The organism is Allobosea eneae (assembly GCF_042657265.1).
GTDB lineage: Bacteria > Pseudomonadota > Alphaproteobacteria > Rhizobiales > Beijerinckiaceae > Allobosea > Allobosea eneae.
Genome location: NZ_JBHSLW010000013.1, coordinates 63,800 through 83,597, shown reverse-complemented (window position 1 = coordinate 83,597; position 19,798 = coordinate 63,800). Strand labels below are relative to the sequence as shown.

The 19,798-nt window shown below is 66.2% G+C and carries 16 protein-coding genes; 9 read left to right on the top strand and 7 right to left on the bottom strand.

The features are described from left to right. Nucleotides 1-56 precede the first annotated feature (56 nt). On the bottom strand, nt 57-1,763 hold the full coding sequence (gene rpsA, locus ACFPOB_RS11590; protein WP_377798443.1) for a 30S ribosomal protein S1: 1,707 nt from the start codon (nt 1,761-1,763) through the stop codon (nt 57-59). Nucleotides 1,764-2,211: 448 nt separating this feature from the next. Between rpsA and ACFPOB_RS11585 the strand changes: the two genes are divergently transcribed. Next, nucleotides 2,212-3,219 (top strand): LLM class flavin-dependent oxidoreductase, encoded by a 1,008-nt coding sequence (locus tag ACFPOB_RS11585; protein ID WP_377798441.1) that lies wholly within the window; start codon nt 2,212-2,214, stop codon nt 3,217-3,219. A gap of 6 nt (nt 3,220-3,225) precedes the next feature. On the opposite strand, the gene ACFPOB_RS11580 is transcribed toward ACFPOB_RS11585, so the two are convergent. Next, a complete protein-coding gene (locus ACFPOB_RS11580) occupies nt 3,226-4,218 on the bottom strand; it encodes a helix-turn-helix transcriptional regulator (RefSeq protein WP_377798439.1) in 993 nt (330 codons plus the stop codon). A 261-nt stretch (nt 4,219-4,479) separates the two neighbouring features. Between ACFPOB_RS11580 and ACFPOB_RS11575 the strand changes: the two genes are divergently transcribed. The 5 genes from ACFPOB_RS11575 (at nt 4,480) to ACFPOB_RS11555 (ending at nt 10,097) form a co-directional block, all read left to right on the top strand. Next, nucleotides 4,480-6,708 carry a TonB-dependent receptor gene (locus ACFPOB_RS11575; protein ID WP_377798437.1) on the top strand — a complete coding sequence of 743 codons (2,229 nt, stop codon included), beginning with the start codon at nt 4,480-4,482 and terminating at the stop codon, nt 6,706-6,708. Between the two features lie 2 nt (nt 6,709-6,710). Continuing rightward, the gene (locus ACFPOB_RS11570; RefSeq protein WP_100963278.1) at nt 6,711-7,082 is read left to right on the top strand and encodes a hypothetical protein; all 372 of its coding nucleotides are present in this window, start codon (nt 6,711-6,713) and stop codon (nt 7,080-7,082) included. After that, a complete protein-coding gene (locus ACFPOB_RS11565) occupies nt 7,079-8,320 on the top strand; it encodes an MFS transporter (RefSeq protein WP_377798435.1) in 1,242 nt (413 codons plus the stop codon). The genes ACFPOB_RS11570 and ACFPOB_RS11565 overlap by 4 nt, the downstream gene beginning before the upstream one ends. A gap of 114 nt (nt 8,321-8,434) precedes the next feature. After that, a complete protein-coding gene (locus tag ACFPOB_RS11560) occupies nt 8,435-8,992 on the top strand; it encodes a LemA family protein (protein ID WP_092155139.1) in 558 nt (185 codons plus the stop codon). A gap of 34 nt (nt 8,993-9,026) precedes the next feature. Continuing rightward, nucleotides 9,027-10,097 carry a M48 family metallopeptidase gene (locus ACFPOB_RS11555; RefSeq protein ID WP_377798432.1) on the top strand — a complete coding sequence of 357 codons (1,071 nt, stop codon included), beginning with the start codon at nt 9,027-9,029 and terminating at the stop codon, nt 10,095-10,097. Here the strand turns inward: ACFPOB_RS11555 and ACFPOB_RS11550 are convergent. Next, nucleotides 10,094-10,702: a 2-hydroxychromene-2-carboxylate isomerase gene (locus tag ACFPOB_RS11550; protein WP_377798430.1), complete on the bottom strand. Its 609-nt coding sequence runs from the start codon at nt 10,700-10,702 to the stop codon at nt 10,094-10,096. The genes ACFPOB_RS11555 and ACFPOB_RS11550 overlap by 4 nt on opposite strands. Before the next feature lie 258 nt (nt 10,703-10,960). On the opposite strand from ACFPOB_RS11550, the gene ACFPOB_RS11545 reads away from it, so the two are divergent. Beyond that, complete coding sequence (locus ACFPOB_RS11545) at nt 10,961-12,193, top strand: argininosuccinate synthase (RefSeq protein ID WP_377798428.1); 1,233 nt, start codon at nt 10,961-10,963, stop codon at nt 12,191-12,193. A gap of 94 nt (nt 12,194-12,287) precedes the next feature. On the opposite strand, the gene ACFPOB_RS11540 is transcribed toward ACFPOB_RS11545, so the two are convergent. Both ACFPOB_RS11540 and ACFPOB_RS11535 read right to left on the bottom strand, forming a co-directional pair. Continuing rightward, the gene (locus tag ACFPOB_RS11540) at nt 12,288-14,489 is read right to left on the bottom strand and encodes an esterase-like activity of phytase family protein (RefSeq protein ID WP_377798426.1); all 2,202 of its coding nucleotides are present in this window, start codon (nt 14,487-14,489) and stop codon (nt 12,288-12,290) included. Between the two features lie 137 nt (nt 14,490-14,626). Continuing rightward, on the bottom strand, nt 14,627-15,049 hold the full coding sequence (locus tag ACFPOB_RS11535) for a hypothetical protein (protein ID WP_377798424.1): 423 nt from the start codon (nt 15,047-15,049) through the stop codon (nt 14,627-14,629). A 134-nt stretch (nt 15,050-15,183) separates the two neighbouring features. Between ACFPOB_RS11535 and ACFPOB_RS11530 the strand changes: the two genes are divergently transcribed. Then, the gene (locus ACFPOB_RS11530) at nt 15,184-16,005 is read left to right on the top strand and encodes a helix-turn-helix domain-containing protein (RefSeq protein ID WP_377798422.1); all 822 of its coding nucleotides are present in this window, start codon (nt 15,184-15,186) and stop codon (nt 16,003-16,005) included. Nucleotides 16,006-16,094: 89 nt separating this feature from the next. Next, nucleotides 16,095-16,286, top strand: a complete 192-nt coding sequence (locus ACFPOB_RS11525) for a CsbD family protein (protein ID WP_091833448.1) — start codon at nt 16,095-16,097, stop codon at nt 16,284-16,286. A gap of 59 nt (nt 16,287-16,345) precedes the next feature. Here the strand turns inward: ACFPOB_RS11525 and dnaJ are convergent, their stop codons facing one another. Further along, on the bottom strand, nt 16,346-17,479 hold the full coding sequence (gene dnaJ / locus ACFPOB_RS11520) for a molecular chaperone DnaJ (RefSeq protein ID WP_377798420.1): 1,134 nt from the start codon (nt 17,477-17,479) through the stop codon (nt 16,346-16,348). 138 nt (nt 17,480-17,617) lie between these two features. Continuing rightward, the gene (gene dnaK, locus ACFPOB_RS11515) at nt 17,618-19,540 is read right to left on the bottom strand and encodes a molecular chaperone DnaK (protein ID WP_377798417.1); all 1,923 of its coding nucleotides are present in this window, start codon (nt 19,538-19,540) and stop codon (nt 17,618-17,620) included. Nucleotides 19,541-19,798: the final 258 nt, after the last annotated feature.

Sequence of the window (19,798 nt, the reverse complement as noted above, 5' to 3'; positions counted from 1 at the left end):
CGGATTTCTCCGCGCGGGCCGATGGATTGGTCAGGCCGCAAGATGCGGCCTGGTGATCACTTCTTGTCGGTCGTCGCCTTCTTGAGGGCGGCGCCAAGGATGTCGCCGAGCGAAGCACCCGAGTCGGCCGAACCGTAGGTGGCCATCGCCTCGCGCTCCTCGGCCACTTCCAGGGCCTTGATCGAGACCTGGATCTTGCGGGCCTTCTTGTCGAAGAGGATGACGCGGGCGTCGACCTTCTCGCCGGCCGCGAAGCGCTCGGGGCGCTGCTCGGCACGATCACGCGCGATTTCGGCGCGCTTGATGAAGGTGGTCATGTCCGTGCCGGCGATCTTGACGTCGAGACCGCCTTCCTTGACGTCGATGACCTCGCAGGTCACGACCTGGCCCTTCTTGAACTCGCCGGCATCCACGAAGGGATCGCCGCCGAGCTGCTTCAGGCCGAGCGAGATGCGCTCCTTCTCGACGTCGACATCGAGGACGACCGCCTGGAGCATGTCGCCCTTCTTGTACTCCTCAATCACCTGCTCGCCCGGACGGTTCCAGTCCAGGTCCGACAGATGGATCATGCCGTCGATGTCGCCCTCGAGGCCGAGGAACAGACCGAACTCGGTCTTGTTCTTGACCTCACCCTCGACCACCGAACCGGCCGGATGCTGCTCGGCGAAGACCTCCCACGGGTTGCGGAGGGTCTGCTTGAGGCCGAGCGAGATGCGGCGCTTGACCTGGTCGACCTCGAGGATCGCGACGTCGACTTCCTGCGAGGTCGAGACGATCTTGCCGGGGTGGACGTTCTTCTTGGTCCAGGACATCTCGGAGACGTGGATCAGGCCTTCAATGCCCGGCTCCACTTCGACGAACGCGCCGTAGTCCGTGATGTTGGTGACGCGGCCCTTCAGGCGGGTGCCGACCGGGTAGCGGGCGGCGATGCCATCCCACGGATCGGCCAGCAGCTGCTTGATGCCCAGCGAGATGCGGTGCGTCTCCTGGTTGATCTTGATGATCTTGACCTTGACCGTCTGGCCGATGGTCACGACCTCGGACGGATGGTTGACGCGGCGCCAGGCCATGTCGGTCACGTGCAGCAGGCCGTCAATGCCGCCGAGATCGACGAACGCGCCGTACTCGGTGATGTTCTTGACGACGCCGTCGATGACCTGGCCCTCTTCGAGCGAGGCGACGAGCTCGGAACGAGCCTCGGCGCGGGTCTCTTCGAGCACGGTGCGGCGCGAGACGACGATGTTGCCGCGGCGACGATCCATCTTGAGGATCTCGAATGGCTGCGGCTGGCCCATCAGCGGGCCGACGTCGCGGATCGGGCGGATGTCCACCTGCGAACGCGGCAGGAAGGCGACGGCGCCGTCGAGATCGACGGTGTAGCCACCCTTGACCGTGTTGAAGATGTTGCCCATGACCTTCTCGCGGGCCTCGAACGCCTTCTCGAGCTTGACCCAGCTCTCTTCGCGGCGAGCCTTGTCGCGCGAGATGACGGCTTCGCCGAGCGCGTTCTCGATCCGGTCGAGATAGACCTCGACCTCGTCGCCGACCTTGAGCTCCTCGTCCCGGCCCGGGCCGGTGAATTCCTTGAGGGCGACGCGACCTTCGGTCTTCAGACCGACGTCGATGATCGCCATGTCCTTCTCAATGGCAACGACCTTGCCCTTGATGACGGTCCCTTCGAGGGCCTCGTTCCGGGTGAACGATTCCTCGAGCAGGGCGGCGAAATCCTCGCGACCCGCGTTATAGCTTTCGACAGCTGACATATGTGCTCCTGAACGCCGGCCGCGTATCCCGCGGATGTCCGGCATGGCGCCGATTGGGCTGGTGCTGCACACCGGATCGATCCGCACGGTGCTCCACTCGTGGAGCGAGCCATCCCTTAAGGACGGCGGCGCCTGGCCGCAGGGGCCGATCCGCATCCGGCCGGCCATTTTCCAAACACGAAACGGGAGCCGGCCTGCTGGCCGCCCCCCGGCTGTGATCGATCACGGCCCTTCGGACGAGGCTGACCTAGCGATTTCCGCTGCCAGTTGCAAGCTGCGCAACCAAAATCGCGGCTCTCTTCTCGGAGGACACGAGCGAGCATACCGAGCATCGCGTCGCCAAATGCCGGTCGCGCATGCGCAGGGCGGCCTTGTGACTCGGGCAGGCGAGCCCGATCTCTTACGGCGAAGCCCGGCGCCAAGCCGGAGCGATGCAAGGGAAAACCCGATGTTCCCGCTTTCCATCCTCGACCTCGCCTTCATTGCCGAGAGTTCGACCGCGGCAGACGCCCTGCACAACAGCCGCGACCTCGCCCGCCATGCCGAAAAGCTCGGCTACACCCGCTTCTGGCTGGCCGAGCACCACAACATGACCGGCATCGCCAGCGCCGCGACCGCGGTCGCGATCGGCTATGTCGCCGCAGGCACGCAAACGATCCGCGTCGGCGCCGGCGGGATCATGCTGCCGAACCATTCGCCGATCGTGATCGCCGAGCAGTTCGGCACGCTGGAGACGCTCTATCCCGGCCGCATCGACCTCGGTCTGGGCCGCGCGCCCGGCACCGACCAGCGGACCTGGCGGGCACTGCGACGCGAGGCTGATGCATCCGAGCGCTTCCCGCAGGACGTGCTGGAATTGCAGGCGCTGCTCGGGCCGTTGCAGCCGGACCAGGTGATCCAGGCGGTGCCGGGCACCAACACCAATGTCCCGCTCTGGATTCTCGGTTCCAGCCTGTTCGGCTCGCAGCTCGCCGCCGTGCTCGGGCTGCCCTATGCCTTCGCCTCGCATTTCTCGCCGGACGCATTGATGGATGCGCTCGCCGTCTATCGCGAGCGCTTCCAGCCTTCGGCGCAGCTCGACAGGCCCTACGCCATGGTCGGCTGCAACGTCATCGCCGCCGAGACCGATGCCGAGGCGCAATACCTCTTCACCTCGTTGCAGCAGCGCTTCGCCGACATGCTGCGCGGCCGGCGCGGCCTCCTGCCGAAGCCGATCGACGACATCGAGGATTACTGGTCCGGCCCGGAGAAGGCGCAGGCGCAGCGCATGCTGGCCTGCTCCTTCGTCGGCTCGCGCGAGAGCGTGCGGGCGCAATTGCAGGCCTTCATCGAGAAGACCGACGCCGACGAGTTGATCGTCGCCTCGGCGATCTTCGATCACGCCGCGCGCAAGCGCTCCTACGAGATCCTGGCCGAAATCCAGCCGACACTGGGCTTGGCGGCGGTCGCAGTTTGAACCGCCTTACCCCGCCCTGACCTGCGAGGGCGAGCGGCCGAAGCGCTTGCGAAAGCTGCGGTTGAAATAGGACAGGTCGCCGAAGCCGACCTCGAAGGCGACGCCGCTGATCGAAATGGCGTCGTCTTCGGCCGACATCAGCTTGAGCCAGGCCCGTTCGAGCCGGCGCTCCAGCACATAATCCGAGAAGGTGCGCCCTTCGGCGCCAAAGGCCTTCTGGATAGCCCGGGGGGTCACGCCATAGAGCCCGGCGATCAGGTCGATCGAGAGTTCGCGCCGCTCCAGCCTGGTCTCGATGTCGGCCTTGATCGCGGCGAGCCGGCCGCCGCGGCGCGGCGTCGCTGTCACCGGCGGTGCACTGCGGTCGGCCAGCATCACGCCGATCAGGTCGTGGACATGGCCGATGGCGAGGTCGCGCAGCGGCGCCGAATTAAGCGGGAACAGGCCGCGCAGCAGCAACGCCCCATAATGCGCCAGCACCTGCAGGCCGCGATTGCCGCGCGGGATCGCCTGCATCAGCTCATCGGGGGTGAGTTGCGCCAGGGTCGGCAGGCGCGCCGGATCGAGTGCGATCAGGTCGATCCGGCCGAGCTCGACCAAAGTGAAGCGCGTCTCCTGCGCGAGATCGACGACAGCGGCATCGCGAGCCCGCAGCGAGATGCGGCGCCCCGCCTGTTCGATCACGCAACGGCCATCGGAGGGGCGGACAAGAATATAGCGCGGCTCCTGCCCACTCTGGCGCGCCGGCCAGATCCAGGGCGTCGCCGGGGAAAAGCAGGACATCAGCCCGATATCGGGCCGCGTCGTCAGCATGCTGCGGGCGGCAAACGGCAAGGCAGCCTCGGCGCGGATGTCATTGCCATCAGGCACATGACCGAAAACCTTGTGCGCCATCGCCTGGACTTCATCGGGCGCAGCTTCGCCCGAAACCAACCAGAACGGCGCGAATGTCTCGCCCTCGGCTGCCTTGGCGGCCGCAGACCGTTGCAGCGCGGCCACAGCCACCTCATCCCGCATCGGAGTTCGCTTTTGTCCCATTGCGCGTTCGCGCAAGTCCAAGATGACGCTTTGGATATAACTTTAGAGATCGCAAGAACACAACGCATCGAGAGCTTTTCGCCGCAGAGATCAATGAATAAAGCTAGTTTATTCTAGTTCTAAACTAAGATCGAAACGGCACCACAACTTCAGATCGAAAGACCCGGCGCGATACCCTTTCGCTCGGAGCGCCGATCCGGACCGACGACGACAGGTGTCTTCATGAGCAAGCGCGCTTCCCTCGCCATCAGCCTGCCGGCTCTGCTTTGCGCCTCGGCGGCGGTGGCGCAATCGACGCCCTCGCCTGTGATCGATCTCGACACGATCACCGTCACCGCGGCGCGCACCGAGCGCAGCACGGCCGAGACGCCGCAATCGATCCAGGTGCTCGACCGCGCGCAGATCGAGGAGCAATTGAAATTCAGCCCGAACGCCGCGGCCGCACTCGGCAAGCTGGTGCCGGGCTATTCGATGTCGACGCAGACGGTATCGAGCGCCTCGGAGAATTATCGCGGCCGCGACCTCCTGGTGCTGATCGACGGCGTGCCGATGAACACACCGCTGCGCGACGTCTCGCGCATCCTCTCGCTGATCGACCTCAATACGGTCGAGCGCATCGAGCTGGTCGCCGGCGCCTCCAGCCTCTACGGCGCCGGCGCGACCGGCGGCACGGTCAACTTCATCACCAAGACGCCAATCGAGGGCAGCAAGCCGCGGGTGACGGTCAACACCGCGGTGCGCGGCTTCACCCAGGCTCTCGGCCGCTCGCTGGCGCCGGAAGCCTCGGTCACTGTGTCCGGCAAGATCCCGAACGGTTTTGACTATCTGATCTCCGGCAGCGCCCGCGGCGCCGGCCGCACCTATGACGGCGCCGGGCGTGAGCTGCCCTCGGACGGCCTGCTAGGCCAGGGCGGCGGCGACCGCTACAAGGCCGGCAACCTGCTCGCCAAGCTCGGCTATGATTTCGACGCCAGCAAGCGCATCGAATTGCAGGGCTCGCTGATCGCCTTCGACCAGGACCCGAAGTACCTGACCAGTTATGCCGCGCCCTTCGCCCGACCTGACCGGACCCGGCTCTATACCGGGCAGAACGTGATCGAGGACACCAAGTCGGTCTCGCTGCGCTACAGCGACAGCGACTTCGCCCTCGGCAAGCTCAGCGTGCTCGGCTACTACAACGACATCAAGAAGCGCTTCAATTACTCGACCTTCTCCTACCCCTACAACAGCCAGGTCTACTATTCCTTCAACCCAGCCTCGCCGACGAGCCCGGACAACCAGACCACGCTCTATTCGCAGCGCGGCGGCGTGAACCTGACGATCGACACGCCGCTCGATCGCATCCTGCCCGGCGCCAAGCTGACCTGGGGCGGCGACCTCAACCAGGAGAAGACCTGGCAAACGCTGACCAGTGGTCAGGACGTGTTCACGCCGCTGAAGCAGACGACGAGCGCCGCCTTCGGCCAGCTGCAGATCCCGATCGGCGAGCGGATCACCCTGCGCGGCGGCCTGCGCTACGAGTACTTCGCCCTGGATGTCAGCGACTATACCCGCCCGGCCGCCTATGCCGCGGTCGCCGCCAACAATGCCCAGGGCTATCAGAGCTTCGTGCTGCCGGCGCTCAACGTCACCGGAGGCAAGTTTGACTACAAGGCCTGGACCGGCAATCTCGGCGCCACGGTGAAACTCTCCGAGAGCAGCGAGATCTTCGGCGGTTTCTCGCAGGGCTTCGCATTGCCGGATGTCGGCGCCTTCACAAGGCGGGCCGGCATCTCCACCGCCTATGCCTGCCCGGTCACCAATGTGAACTGCCTGCCGGCCAACCGGCGCAGCATCAGCTATGCCTCGATCGCGCCGGAAGCGCAGATCGTCAACAATTACGAACTCGGCATCCGCGGCAGCCACGGCATCTTCAAGGGCTCGCTGACCGGCTTCATCAGCACCTCCGGCAAGGGCGTGACCTTCGACCAGGCAAGCAACACGATCTCGCAGCAGCGGGAGCGGATCTGGGGCGTCGAGGCGACCGGCGACGTCGCCGTCACCGAGCAGTTCACCCTCGGCACGGTCCTCTCGTATCGCGAGGGGCGCTACGACACCAATGGCGACCGCAAGCTCGACAGCGCCCTGCCGAACAACCGCATCGGCTCGCCCTATCGCGGCATGCTCTATGGCAGCTACCGCTTCACCAACGGCATGCAGCTTCGCCTCGAGGGCGAGGCCTTCTCCGACCGCGACGTCGCGACCGACCTGCGCGGCACCCGCAACAGGCTGAAGGGCGCGGCGACCATGAATGTCGCCTTCACCGCCCCGGTGCTGGAGGGCGAGGCCTATGTCGCGGTCAACAACCTGTTCGACCGCAACTACCAGAACCCGACCGCGACCTCAGTTCGCAATCTCGCCAACTATGCCTGGGGTCGCACCGTGACGCTCGGCTTCCGCAAGACCTTCTGACCATGGTGAGCCTCGACAGCGACGCCGACGGCATCGTCACCCTGCGCTTCGCGCCGCCCTATGCCGACAATGACGAGCGCGCCTATCTCGACGCGCTCGCCGAGCTCGGCCGGCGCGAGGAACCTTTCCTGCTGCTCACCATCTTCGGCGGCGGCCGCAAGCTGTCGCAGGCCGGCGAGCGCGAGCAGGCGATCTGGTTCAAGCGGACGCGGGCCCAGTTCGGCGCGCTCTGCGGCGCCTGCGCCATCGTGCGCCCGGGCGCGACCGAGGCGATGGCGGACGTCTTCCGCCGGCTCTGGCCCTTCCCGATCAGCCTGGAGACCGACGAGGCGGCGGCGCGAGCCTTCCTGCTGAAACACAGGAGAGCGGCATGAGCGCGGGCGAGGCCGCCATCGGCGCAGCTCCGGCCAGCAATGCCGCGCGCTACCGGCTCTTCGCGGTGCTCGGCGGGCTCTATCTCGCGCAGGCGATCCCGTCCTATCTCTTCGTCGCGGCGCTGCCGCCGATCATGCGCGAGGCCGGCGTCTCACGCACTGCCATCGGTTACATGAGCATCCTGCTGCTGCCGCTGGTGATCAAGTTCGTCTGGGCACCCTGGATCGACCGCATCAGACCGTTCGCGCGGGCGCACCGGGCCGGCTGGGTCTTCATCACCCAGACCGGCACGATCCTGTGCATCCTGGCGCTGATCGCAGTTGGGCCGCTCGATGTCACCAGGATCATCGCGATCGGCTTTGTCGCATCGCTGCTGATCTCCACGCAGGACATCGCCACCGACGGCTATGCGGCGAAGTACCTGCCGGAGGCCGACCGCGCCATCGGCAACGCCATCCAGGGCGGCTCGATCGCCTTCGGCGTCGTCATCGGCGGCACGCTCGGCCTCGTGCTGCACCATTATATCGGCTGGACCGGCATGCTCGTCACCATCGCCGCGATCTCGCTGCTGCCGCTCATCGCGGCGGCGATGATGCGCGAGGGCGATCCGACCCCGACCGAGACCGCCAAGCGCCCCTCGATCCGCGCCTTCCTGCGCCGGCCCGAGGCACGCCAGATCCTCTGGATCGCGCTGATCTACCGGGCGAGCGAGGGGCTGGTGAAGGCGATGGAAGGCTCCTACCTCGTCGATGCCGGCGTGCCGCTCAACCAGATCGGCTATCTCTCCGGCATATCGGCGACGACGGCCGGCCTTGCCGGCTCGGCGATCGCGGCCTGGCTGGTCAAGCGCCAAGGTGTCGCCTTCGTGCTCGCTCTGCTCGGGGCGGCGCGCACGCTCTGCTTCCTGCTCTTCGCCTGCCATGCGCTGGGAGCCGTCGTCGGCGCCTGGCCGCTCTTCGGCGCTGCCGGCTTCCAGACGCTGATCCGCTATATGGAGATCGTCGCGCTCTACTCGCTGTTCATGGCGGTGACGACCTCGGACCAGCCGGGCACCGACTTTACCATCCTCGCCTGCGCGCAATTGCTGGTCTATCTCGCCGGCTCGATGCTGGCCGGCAAGCTCGCCGATACGCTGGGCTATGGCGCACTGTTCTGCCTGGCGACCGCGATCTCGGCGGTCGCGGTGATCGCCACCGTCAGGATGATCGCGCGCAGCAGCGTCGGAAAGCCGGCCTGACCGGCGCAAAGCGCTCGCTGCGAGCGGCGACAGCTTCCCTAGCGTCGTCCTTCATGCAAGGTTGCCGGCGAGATCGCCTGTGCCGCAAGATCGCCTGTGCCGAAGGAGAACACCATGGGTTGGGTCGTCCTTGGACTGATCGTCGTCGTCGTGGTCTGGCTGATCATGACCTATAACGGCCTGGTCGCGATGCGCCAGCGCGTCAACCAGGCCTTCGCCGACATCGACGTGCAACTGAAACAGCGCCACGACCTGATCCCCAATCTCGTCGAAACCGTGAAGGGCTATGCCAGCCACGAGAAGGAAACCTTCGACGCGGTGATCAAGGCGCGCAACCAGGCCCAGTCCGCGAGCGGGCCGCACGACCAGGCCGTGGCCGAGCAGCAGCTCACCGGCGCCGTCGGGCGCCTGCTGGCGCTCGGCGAGGCCTATCCGGACCTCAAGGCGAGCGCGAACTTCCAGCAGCTCCAGCAGGATCTCGGCAATGTCGAGGACAAGCTCGCGGCTGCCAGGCGCTTCTTCAACAATGCGGTCAGCGAGTTCAACGCGGCGATCCAGGCCTTCCCGGCCGTGTTCTTCGCGCCGCAGATGGGCTTTTCCCCGCGCGAGTTCTTCGATGTCGGCGAAGAGACGCGGGCGCAGATCGAGGTTGCACCCACCGTGAAGTTCTGAGCGCCTCGATAGGCGTTACAACGGAGCTGCGGCGATGCCGGGGGAAGCCTTCGGGCTCTACACCCATCAGCGCAACAACCGGACCCGGTCGATCGCCCTGATCATCGGGCTTTTCCTGATGGTCTATCTGACCGTCTGGGGCGTGATGCTGGTCGGCTACGGCTATGTCGGCGTGCCGCGCGGATACACGGTGACGAGCTTCGTCGGCCAGCGCTTCTGGTCCTGGCTCCCCTTCATCACCCTCGCCACCGGCGCCTGGGTCTTCATTGGCTTCCAGATCAACGTGAAGCTGATCGAGGCCGTCTCGGGGGCGGAGGGCGTGACGCGGGAGGCGCAGCCAAAACTCTATCGGATGCTGGAGAATCTCTGCATCTCGCGCGGCATGGTGACGCCGAAGCTCGCCATCATCCAGAGCGACGCGCTCAACGCCTTTGCCAGCGGCGTCAACGACAAGCAGTTCACGGTGACGCTGACCACCGGGCTGATCGAGCAGCTCAACGACGCCGAGATCGAGGCGGTGATCGCCCATGAGTTGACCCATATCCGCAATGGCGACGTCCGGCTGATGGTGATCGCGGTGGTGATCGCCGGCATCATCTCCTTCGTCGGCGAAGTCGTGTTCCGCAATCTCGGGCGGGTGCGGATTTCCTCCGACGGCGACAAGAAGGGCAGCGGCTTTGCGATCATTCTCGGCTTTGCGGTCATCGCCGTCGCCTGGCTGCTCGCCGTGCTGATCCGGCTGTCATTGTCACGGGCCCGCGAATACCTCGCCGATGCCGGGGCGGTGGAGCTGACCAAGAATCCGGACGCGATGATCTCGGCCCTGCTCAAGATCTCGGGCCGCGCCGATATCGACAATGTCCCGTCCGGCGTGATGGACATGTGCTTCGAGAACGATCCGGACGATTTCGCCGACCTGTTCTCGACCCATCCTTCCGTCACCAAGCGCGTGCAGGCGCTGGTGCAGACCGCTGGCGGGCGCCTGCCGCCGGAAGCACCGCCCGGCCCGCCGAAGATCAGCGAGCGGCAGCCTTTGCCGGAGATCGCTCAGACCTCGGCGACGCACGGACCGTGGTCGCGGCCGGCACCGCCGGCAGGGGGCTAGCGCCCGTCCTTGGCCCAAGCGAGCGCTTCCTCGAGCCGATCGTCGCCCCAGAACAACTCGCCGTCGCCGGTGACGAAGGTCGGCGCGCCGAAGATGCCGAGCGATTTGGCGAGCTCGGTCTCGGCCTTGAGCCGGCCCTTGACCTCCTCGCTGCGCGACGCTGGGAAGACGCTGACCGGATCGGCCCCGGCCGCGCGCAGGGCCGCGTTCAGAACGGCCTCCTCGGCAATGTTGCGCCCCTCGCAGAACTGCGCGCGGAACAAAGCCTTGGAGAAGGTCGGCAGCCAGCCGGCCTCGCGCCCCGCCAGAGCAAGCCGCGCCGCGACGAGGGAATTCTGCGGGAAGGTTTCCGGCCGCACGATAGTGAGCCCGTTGCGGGCGGCCCGGCGCGCCGTGTCGCGCCACATATAGCGGCCCTTGTTCGGGTAGAGGTTGAAGGGCGAGGTCGCCCAGCCCTGTGCCGCGAAGATCGGTCCGAGCAGGAATGGCCGCCAGCGCACCTCGACGCCAGCCGCCTCGGCCAGCTCTTCGATCCTGAGGGCACTGAGACAGGAATAGGTCGACGCGAACTCGTACCAGAAATCCAGAACAGGACGATTCGGCATCAAACCTCCACGCGGGAGCGGCTTTGAACAAACTGAGCCGATTATCCGCCCCCGCGAATCGGCCCACAAGCCAGAAGCCGCAAACGCGCCAACGGACAGCGATCCATCAAACGATGACGCGCAATCGATCAGAAGGTTCCGATTGCGTCGTCCCTAGCCCTGCGATAGTGCCCGGTTACGTCCGAAATGCGGCCGGGAAAGCCGCATTCACTACTCCAGGCGCGAGGCTTTCGTGCCGCCACTGCAGGAAGACAGTCCATGGCCGACAAGCGCGTGAACAAGGTCGTGCTCGCCTATTCCGGCGGGCTCGACACCTCGATCATCCTGAAGTGGCTGCAGACCACCTATAATTGCGAGGTCGTGACCTTCACCGCCGATCTCGGCCAGGGCGAAGAGCTGGAACCGGCCCGTCAGAAGGCGCTGCTGCTCGGCATCAAGCCGGAGAACATCTTCATCGAGGACCTGCGCGAGGAGTTCGTGCGCGACTACGTCTTCCCGATGTTCCGGGCCAATGCCGCCTATGAGGGCGTCTACCTGCTCGGCACCTCGATCGCCCGCCCGCTGATCGGCAAGAAGCTGATCGAGATCGCCGAAAAGGTCGGCGCCGACGCGGTCTCGCATGGCGCGACCGGCAAGGGCAACGACCAGGTCCGCTTCGAGCTGACCGCCTATGCGCTCAAGCCCGACGTGCACGTCATCGCGCCTTGGCGCGAATGGGACCTGCGCTCGCGCGAGCAGCTGATCGCCTTCGCCGAGCAGCACCAGATCCCGATCGCCAAGGACAAGCGCGGCGAGGCGCCGTTCTCGACCGACGCCAACCTGCTGCACGTCTCCTCGGAGGGCAAGGTGCTGGAGGATCCCGCGCAGGAGGTTCCGGACTACGTCTTTTCGCGGACTGTCTCGCCGGAAGAGGCGCCCGACACCCCGACCGTGATCTCGATCGACTTCGCCAAGGGCGATGCGGTCGCGATCGACGACGTTCAGCTCTCGCCGGCCAAGCTGCTCGCCAGGCTCAACGAGCTCGGCCGCGACAACGGCATCGGCCGGCTCGATCTGGTCGAGAACCGCTTCGTCGGCATGAAGAGCCGCGGCATGTACGAGACGCCCGGCGGCACGATCCTGGCCGTCGCGCACCGCGCCATCGAGTCGATCACGCTCGACCGCGGCGCCGCCCATCTCAAGGATCAGCTCATGCCGCAATATGCCGAGCTGATCTATAACGGCTTCTGGTTCTCGCCGGAGCGCGAGATGCTGCAGGCGCTGATCGACAAGAGCCAGGAGTTCGTCGCCGGCCAGGTGCGGCTCAAGCTCTACAAGGGCGGCGTCCACGTCATCGGCCGCTCCAGCCCGTACTCGCTCTACGATCAGGACCTCGTCACCTTCGAGGAAGGCGCGGTCGCCTACGACCATCGCGACGCCGCCGGCTTCATCAAGCTCAACGCGCTGCGCCTGCGCACGCTCGGTCAGCGCAAGCGCAAGCTGGGGCTGTAAAACTCCGGTCCGGAGCGAGCGCGAGCCCGCTGCGATCTCCCAATAAAAAAGGCCGGCGAGCGATGCTCGCCGGCCTTTTCGCTCGACGGAACGCTTACTTGGCGAGCTTGCCGAAGGCGAAGAATTGGGTCTCGCCGGAGGCGTCGTCGACGCCGTCATTGTCGGTGACGACGAAGAGGTTGCCGTCCTTGTCGACCGCCATGCCCTCGACCTTGTCGAGCCCGTAACCGCCGAGCTTCATCAGCTCCGGCGTCAGGTCGCGCAGCAGCGTCTTCGCGACGGTCGGGATCTCCGAGGAGCCGAACGGCGCCGGCTTCAATCCCTTGACCGAGAAGGTCGCGAGCGTCTTCACCGCCTTGGCACCGAACTGGTTATCGCGCTCGATCACGGCGAAGCTGTCGTCGCCGAGATAGGTCAGCTCGGAGAGGCCCATCCAGGCGCCGGCGGCGGGGGCCGTCAGCGGGTAGTAGAGGATGCCCCAGCTCTTGGTGAAGGGCTTGTAGGAGAGGAGCTTGACCTTGCCCTTGGGGTCGTCCTTCCACTCGCGCTGCACGGCGATCCAGACCGTCTCGTCCTGGCCGCTGCCGGTGACGGCGACGCCCTCATAGCCCTGGTTGGTCGCCTTGGCGGCGAATTCCTCCGGCAGGGCGATCTCCTCCTCGATCTCGCCCTTGGCCGAGGCGCGCAGCAAGAGGTTCTGCGTCGGCTTCTCCTTGCGCTCCGGCGCGCCTTCCGAAGCCAGCCAGAAGCCGCCGCCCGGGCGCGTCGCGATCCCCTCGAGATCATAGGAGGCGGGCTTGCCGTCCTTGGTCACGGTGATCGCGCCCGTGATCGTCGCCGGCTTCTTGGTCGCGTCGATCTCGAGGATGCGCGAGGGCGTATAGGCGCTGTCGGTGATGCTGAAGAGCCGGCCCGGCAGTTCGGGATGGGCGGCAAGGCCCGAGAGCGCGCCCCAGCCGCGCGGCAGACCATCGACATCGGCCGAGACGATGGTCGGATAGACGACGGGTCCTTCGCTGCGCTCGTAGATGGTCACGGCCGAACGTGGCCCGCCCTTCTCGCCGAGATCGGCCTCGGAGGCGGAGACGAAGAGGTTGCGCTGCGGGATGGCGAGCAGGCCTTCCGGCGCGATGCCGCCCGGCAGCGCCTGCAGGAAGCGCGGGGCGCGGCCAGGACCTTCATCCTTGAAGACGAGAACGAGCGAGGCGCGCTCCAGCCCGACGAAGAACAGGCGCTCGCCATTATAGGTGCCAACCTCGATGCCTTCCGGCTCGCTGCCCTTGGCGGCCGAGCGGCGCTCCGGATAGTGGCCGAGGCGCATGGCGATGTGGTCGACCATGTTGCCCGAATCAAACTCGACCGTGCCGTCCTTGCGACGAATCGTGAAGCCGCGCGAGCCGCCCTTCCAGTCACCTTCATTGGCGGTGACGAAGCGGTCATTGTCGAGCCAGCGCACCGCATCGGGCTCGCGGCGCACGCCTTTCAGCTCCTCGACCGGCCTGATCTCACCGTCCCGGGTCTTGTCGATGCCCTTGAGGTCGACGGTGCCGGCCGGGAAATGCGCGACGAGCTTGCCGGTCTTGGTATCGACCACGGCAAGGTGGTTGTTCTCCTGCAGCGTCACCACGGCAAGGCCGTCCTGGTTGACGTCGACAAATTCCGGCTCCGGATCGGTCGGCTCGACCGCGGCGATACCGGTGAGATCGACGACCTGCCTCGAGGCGCAATCGGCCTGCCCGTCCTTGAGGCCGATGAGCGTGAGATTGCCGCCGGGAAGCTGCGGCAGGTCGCCCTTGCCCAGCTTCTCGTCGCGCTCGTTCTCGATGACGATGGCGAGCTTGCCCTTGTCCTTGGTCAGGGTGATCGAGTCGGGCTGGCCGCCGAGCTCGCATTTGGCAGCGACCTGTTTGGTCTTGAGGTCGATGGTGGCGAGATGGCCGGCCGGCTCCTTGAAGTTGTCGCCGGAGGTGACGACCACGGCGAAGGCGCGCTCGCCGAGGATGACGACCGAGGTCGGCTCGCCGCCGACCGGAATGAAGCCGCCGGGCTTGGGGGCATTGGCGGTGCTGATGTCGACGAGGCCGATCGCCTTCTGCTCGGCGTCGGTATAGGCGAGCAGAGTTCCAGCCTCATTGGCCGTGATGATCTCGGAGACCGTCTTCTTGCTAGCGTCGCGGTCGGACGGCAGGTTGAGCGGCACCTGGAAGGTGGCGATGCGGTTGAAGGTCGGCTCGGCCAGCGCCGTACCGCCGGCGAGGAGCGTCGCGAGAGCCGTAAGGACGAGAGGTTTGCGCATGGGACGGCCCTGTTCCGTAGGGTGAGGAGGCAGGCCATCCGGCTAGTGAGCACAGACGACAGTTTCGTGACAAGCCGTCGCAAACGAAAGCCGCCGCAGCATGAGCCACGGCGGCCTCAAATCGCAGGCATTCCGGATCAGCGCAGCGCGGCTTCGGCTCCGCCGGTTTCGATGACCGACTTCTTCAGGCCGATCACCTCGAGCTCGGTCACGACAGCGACCGCCGCGGCCTGGGCGAGAACGAAGGCGATGCCGAGCGTGGTCGGCGCGAACCAGCCGGCGACCAGGATCAGGACGCTATCGGCGATCCAGAGGATGTTGACACCGATCACGGCGTAGACGGCAAGCCGCGGCAACCGCGCCCGGCTGGCAAGGAAGGCGAGGACCGCGGCGCAAGGCAGCAGCACGAGGCCGGCGCCGCGCAGGAATTCGGTGGGCAAGCCGAGCAGGCCGGAGAGCGCGCCGGCGCCGACGGCGAGCAACTGGCCGGTCGCCGCGCAGGCGGCGGCATCTAGGGCAAGGGCGTTGCGCAGGAAACGCGAGGACTGGATGAAGGCCATGGTCGTTCTCCGGTTCAGGCCCCGTCTCGTCCGGGGCGGTTGCTGATGGAGGCCATGCTGACGGATGCCGGGAGGCTGGTCGATTAAGCGGGAGGTAATTGGAAGACGGCCTTAGCGCAGCTAGCTTGCACGCCATGAACAAGCACCAGCAGCCCGCGATCGGGCATCTCATCCGCGACTGGCGCCAGCTGCGCCGTCTCAGCCAGCTCGACCTCGCGCTCGAAGCCGAGATCTCGCAGAAGCATCTCAGCTTCGTCGAGAGCGGCCGCTCGGTCCCGAGCCGCGACATGGTCCTGCTGCTCGCCGAGCATCTCGGCGTGCCGCTGCGCGAGCGCAACGCGCTCCTGCTCGCCGCCGGCTATGCGCCGGTCTATCTCGAACGGTCGCTCGAGGATCCGAGCCTGCAGGCCGCACGCAGCGCGATCGACCTTCTGCTCAAGGGCCATGAGCCTTATCCGGCGGTCGCGGTCGACCGGCACTGGACCCTGCTCGCGGCGAACGCCATGGTCCCGCCGCTGCTGACGCTGGTCGAGGACGCCGACTTGCTGCGCCCGCCGGTCAATGTGCTGCGGTTGAGCCTGCATCCGCGCGGGATCGCCCCGGCGATCCTCAACCTCGCCGAATGGCGCGGCCATCTGATCGCCCGGCTGCGCCAGCAGATCCGCGCCACGGCCGACCCGCTGCTGGCCGAACTCCTGACCGAGTTGCTGAGCTATCCCGTCGCGGCTGCGCCCTCGGCCAAGGGCAAAGCGCAGGAGGAGGCAGAGCCTCCGATCGTGGTGCCTTTGAAGTTGCGGCTGGGCGAGACCGAGCTGTCGCTGATCTCGACGACGACGGTGTTCGGCACGCCGGTCGACGTGACCTTGTCGGAGCTGGCGCTGGAGACCTTCTTCCCGGCCGACGAGGCAACGGGCCGGGCGCTGCGGGCGATCGCAGAGACGATCACGTCCGCTTGAGCGCGGGAACCAAAATCCGGCCGTGACGTTCTCCCATCCGAAGCGGCGCCGAGGCGCCGAGTTCAACTTATTCGGAAAGGAACACGTCTATGGGCAGCACCGCCGACAAGATCAAGGGCATGGCCAACGAGGCCGCCGGCAACATCAAGCAGGCAGCCGGCAAGGCGCTGAACAAGCCCGAGCTTCAGGCCGAGGGTATCGCGCAGGAGCGCAAGGGCGAAGCCCAGCAGGCGGTCGGCAAGACCAAGGACGCCGTCAAGAAGGTGATCGACAAGGCCTGACCATCAGGCCGGCTCCGACCACAGAAGAACGGGCGCCGCAAGGCGCTCGTTTTTTGTTTTCAGGCCGCTCCGCCGAGGCCGCCGAGGAAATCCTTGACCCGGCCAAAGAAGCCGGCTGTCTCGGGATGGGTGGCGCCCGAGCTCTCGCGCTCGAACTCCATCAGCAACTCGCGCTGGCGGGCGGTCAGCTTCTGCGGCGTCTCGACCAGCACCTGGATGTAGAGATCGCCCATCTCGCGCGAGCGCAACACGCTCATGCCCTTGCCCTTCAGGCGGAACTGCTTGCCGGTCTGGGTGCCCTCAGGGACTTTCACCCGGGCCTTTTCACCATTCAGCGTCGGCACCTCGATCTCGCCGCCGAGCGCCGCCGAGGTCAGGCCGATCGGCACGCGGCAGAACAGGTCAGCGCCGTCGCGCTGGAAGATGGCGTGCGGCTTGATCGAGAGGAAGATGTAGAGATCACCAGCCGGCCCGCCGCGTAACCCAGCCTCGCCCTCTCCGGCAAGGCGGATGCGGGTACCATCCTCGACACCGGCCGGGATGTTGACCGAGAGGGTGCGCTCGCGGGTCACGCGGCCGGCGCCATGGCAACCGGTGCAGGGATCGTCGATGATCTCGCCGCGGCCATTGCAGGTCGGACAGGTTCGCTCGACCGAGAAGAAGCCCTGGCTGGCGCGGACGCGGCCATGGCCGCCGCAGGTCGGGCACTGGCGCGACTTCGAGCCCGCCTTGGCACCGGTGCCGGAGCAGACCTCGCAGGTCACCGAAGTCGGGACGCGGATCGTCTCGTTCTTGCCGGCATAGGCCTCCTCGAGGCCGATCTCAAGATTGTAACGCAGATCGGCGCCGCGCTCGCGGGAGTTGGCGCCGCGCGGGCCGCCACGGCCACGGCCTTCGCCGAAGAAGGATTCGAAAATGTCGGACATGAAGTCCGACATGTCGGCCGGACCACCGCCACCGCCGCCATTCTCGAAGGCCTGGTGGCCATAGCGGTCATAGGCCGCACGCTTTTGGCCGTCAGAGAGGATCTGATAGGCCTCGTTGATTTCCTTGAACTTGATCTCGGCCTGCTTGTCGCCCGGATTCTTGTCCGGGTGATATTGCATGGCGAGCTTGCGGAAGGAGCTCTTGAGCTCGACCTCCGTCACGGTCCGGGAGACCCCGAGGATCTCGTAATAGTCGCGCTTAGACATTCAACCAGCTGCCCCTGCGCCGCCCTGCGCTTGCTGCGCGAGCCGGCGAGTCATGTCCTGCCGACGCCATCGTCTCAAGGGAATGGCCGGGTCAAGCCCGGCCATCCCGTCCCAGTCGATGGATGACCAAAAGCGCGATCAGGCGCTCTTCTTCTTGTCGCCCTTGTCGTCGCTGACGTCCTTGAAGTCGGCGTCGATGACGTCGTCCTTCTTCGAGTCCTCGGCAGCGGCGCCTTCGGAAGCGTTCGCTTCAGCCTGGCTGGCGGCATACATCGCCTCGCCGAGCTTCATCGACGCCTGCATCAGCTCGTTTGTGCGAGCCTGGATCGCCTCGACATCCTCGCCGGTGAGCGCGCTCCTGAGGGCTTCGAGCGCGGTCTCGATCGCGCCCTTGTCGGCGGCCGAAACCTTGTCGCCATAGTCCTTCAGCGACTTCTCGGTCGAGTGCACGAGGCTCTCACCCTGGTTCTTGGCCTCGACCAGCTCACGACGCTTCTTGTCGTCGGCGGCGTTCGCCTCGGCGTCCTTGACCATCTTCTGGATCTCGGCCTCGGAGAGACCGCCGGAAGCCTGGATGCGGATCTGCTGCTCCTTGTTGGTGGCCTTGTCCTTCGCCGTCACCGAGACGATGCCGTTGGCGTCGATGTCGAAGGTCACCTCGATCTGCGGCATGCCGCGCGGGGCCGGCGGAATGCCCATCAGGTCGAACTGGCCGAGCAGCTTGTTGTCGGCCGCCATCTCGCGCTCGCCCTGGAAGACCCGGATCGTCACCGCGCCCTGGTTGTCCTCGGCGGTGGAGAAGACCTGGCTCTTCTTGGTCGGGATCGTGGTGTTGCGGTCGATCAGGCGCGTGAACACGCCGCCCAGCGTCTCGATGCCGAGCGAGAGCGGGGTCACGTCGAGCAGCAGCACGTCCTTGACGTCGCCCTGCAGCACGCCGGCCTGGATCGCGGCGCCGATGGCGACGACCTCGTCAGGGTTCACGCCCTTGTGCGGCTCCTTGCCGAAGAACTGCTTCACGACTTCCTGGACCTTCGGCATGCGCGTCATGCCGCCGACCAGGACGACCTCGTCGATCTGGCCCGCGGACAGGCCGGCATCCTTGAGCGCCTTGCGGCAGGGCTCGATGGTGCGCTGGATCAGGTCGTCGACCAGGCTCTCGAACTTGGCGCGCGAGAGCTTGATGGCGAGGTGCTTCGGACCCGAGGCATCCGCCGTGATGTAGGGCAGGTTGATCTCGGTCTGCGAGGCGCTCGACAGCTCGATCTTGGCCTTCTCGGCCGCTTCCTTCAGGCGCTGGAGAGCGAGCTTGTCCTTCTTCAGGTCGATGCCCTGCTCGCGCTTGAACTCATCCGCCAGGTACTCGACCAGGCGCATGTCGAAGTCCTCGCCGCCGAGGAAGGTGTCGCCGTTCGTCGACTTCACCTCGAAGACGCCGTCGCCGATCTCGAGGATCGAGACGTCGAAGGTGCCGCCACCGAGGTCATAGACCGCGATGGTGCCGGCCTGCTTCTTGTCGAGGCCATAGGCGAGCGCGGCCGCGGTCGGCTCGTTGATGATGCGCAGCACCTCGAGGCCGGCGATGCGCCCGGCATCCTTGGTGGCCTGGCGCTGGGCGTCGTTGAAATAGGCCGGGACGGTGATGACGGCCTGCGTCACCGGCTGGCCAAGATAGGCCTCCGCGGTCTCCTTCATCTTCGTCAGCGTGAAGGCGGAGATCTGCGAGGGCGAGTAATCCTTGCCGTCGGCCTCGACCCAGGCGTCGCCCGACGGAGCCTTCTTGATCTTGTAGGGGACGAGGTCGATGTCCTTCTTGGTCATCGGATCGTCGAAGGTGCGCCCGATCAGGCGCTTGATGGCGAAGAAGGTACGCTCCGGATTGGTGACCGCCTGGCGCTTGGCAGGCTGGCCGACCAGACGCTCGCCGTCATCGGTGATGGCGACGATCGAAGGCGTGGTGCGGGCACCCTCGGAATTCTCGATGACCTTGGGTGTCGACCCTTCCATCACTGCAACGCAGGAATTGGTGGTTCCGAGGTCGATACCAATGACTTTACCCATGGATGGGATCCCTTTCGATTTAGCAGATCGCCGGAAGGCCGCGTCCAGGACGCCGTCCCCCGGCCCATGGCCCCGGATCGCCCCCACCTACCGCGGCGAACGAACCCGGGATATCCACGTCTGGCGACCGAAGTGACGGAACGGAGCCTTGGCTCCTTTCCGGCTTCGCCCGCCGGTTACAACAAAGAGCGGCCGGCCCTGCGTTTCCGCGCTCGCATGCGAGTGCTGGCGCCTAGCGCAATCCGGCCCCGATGGCCT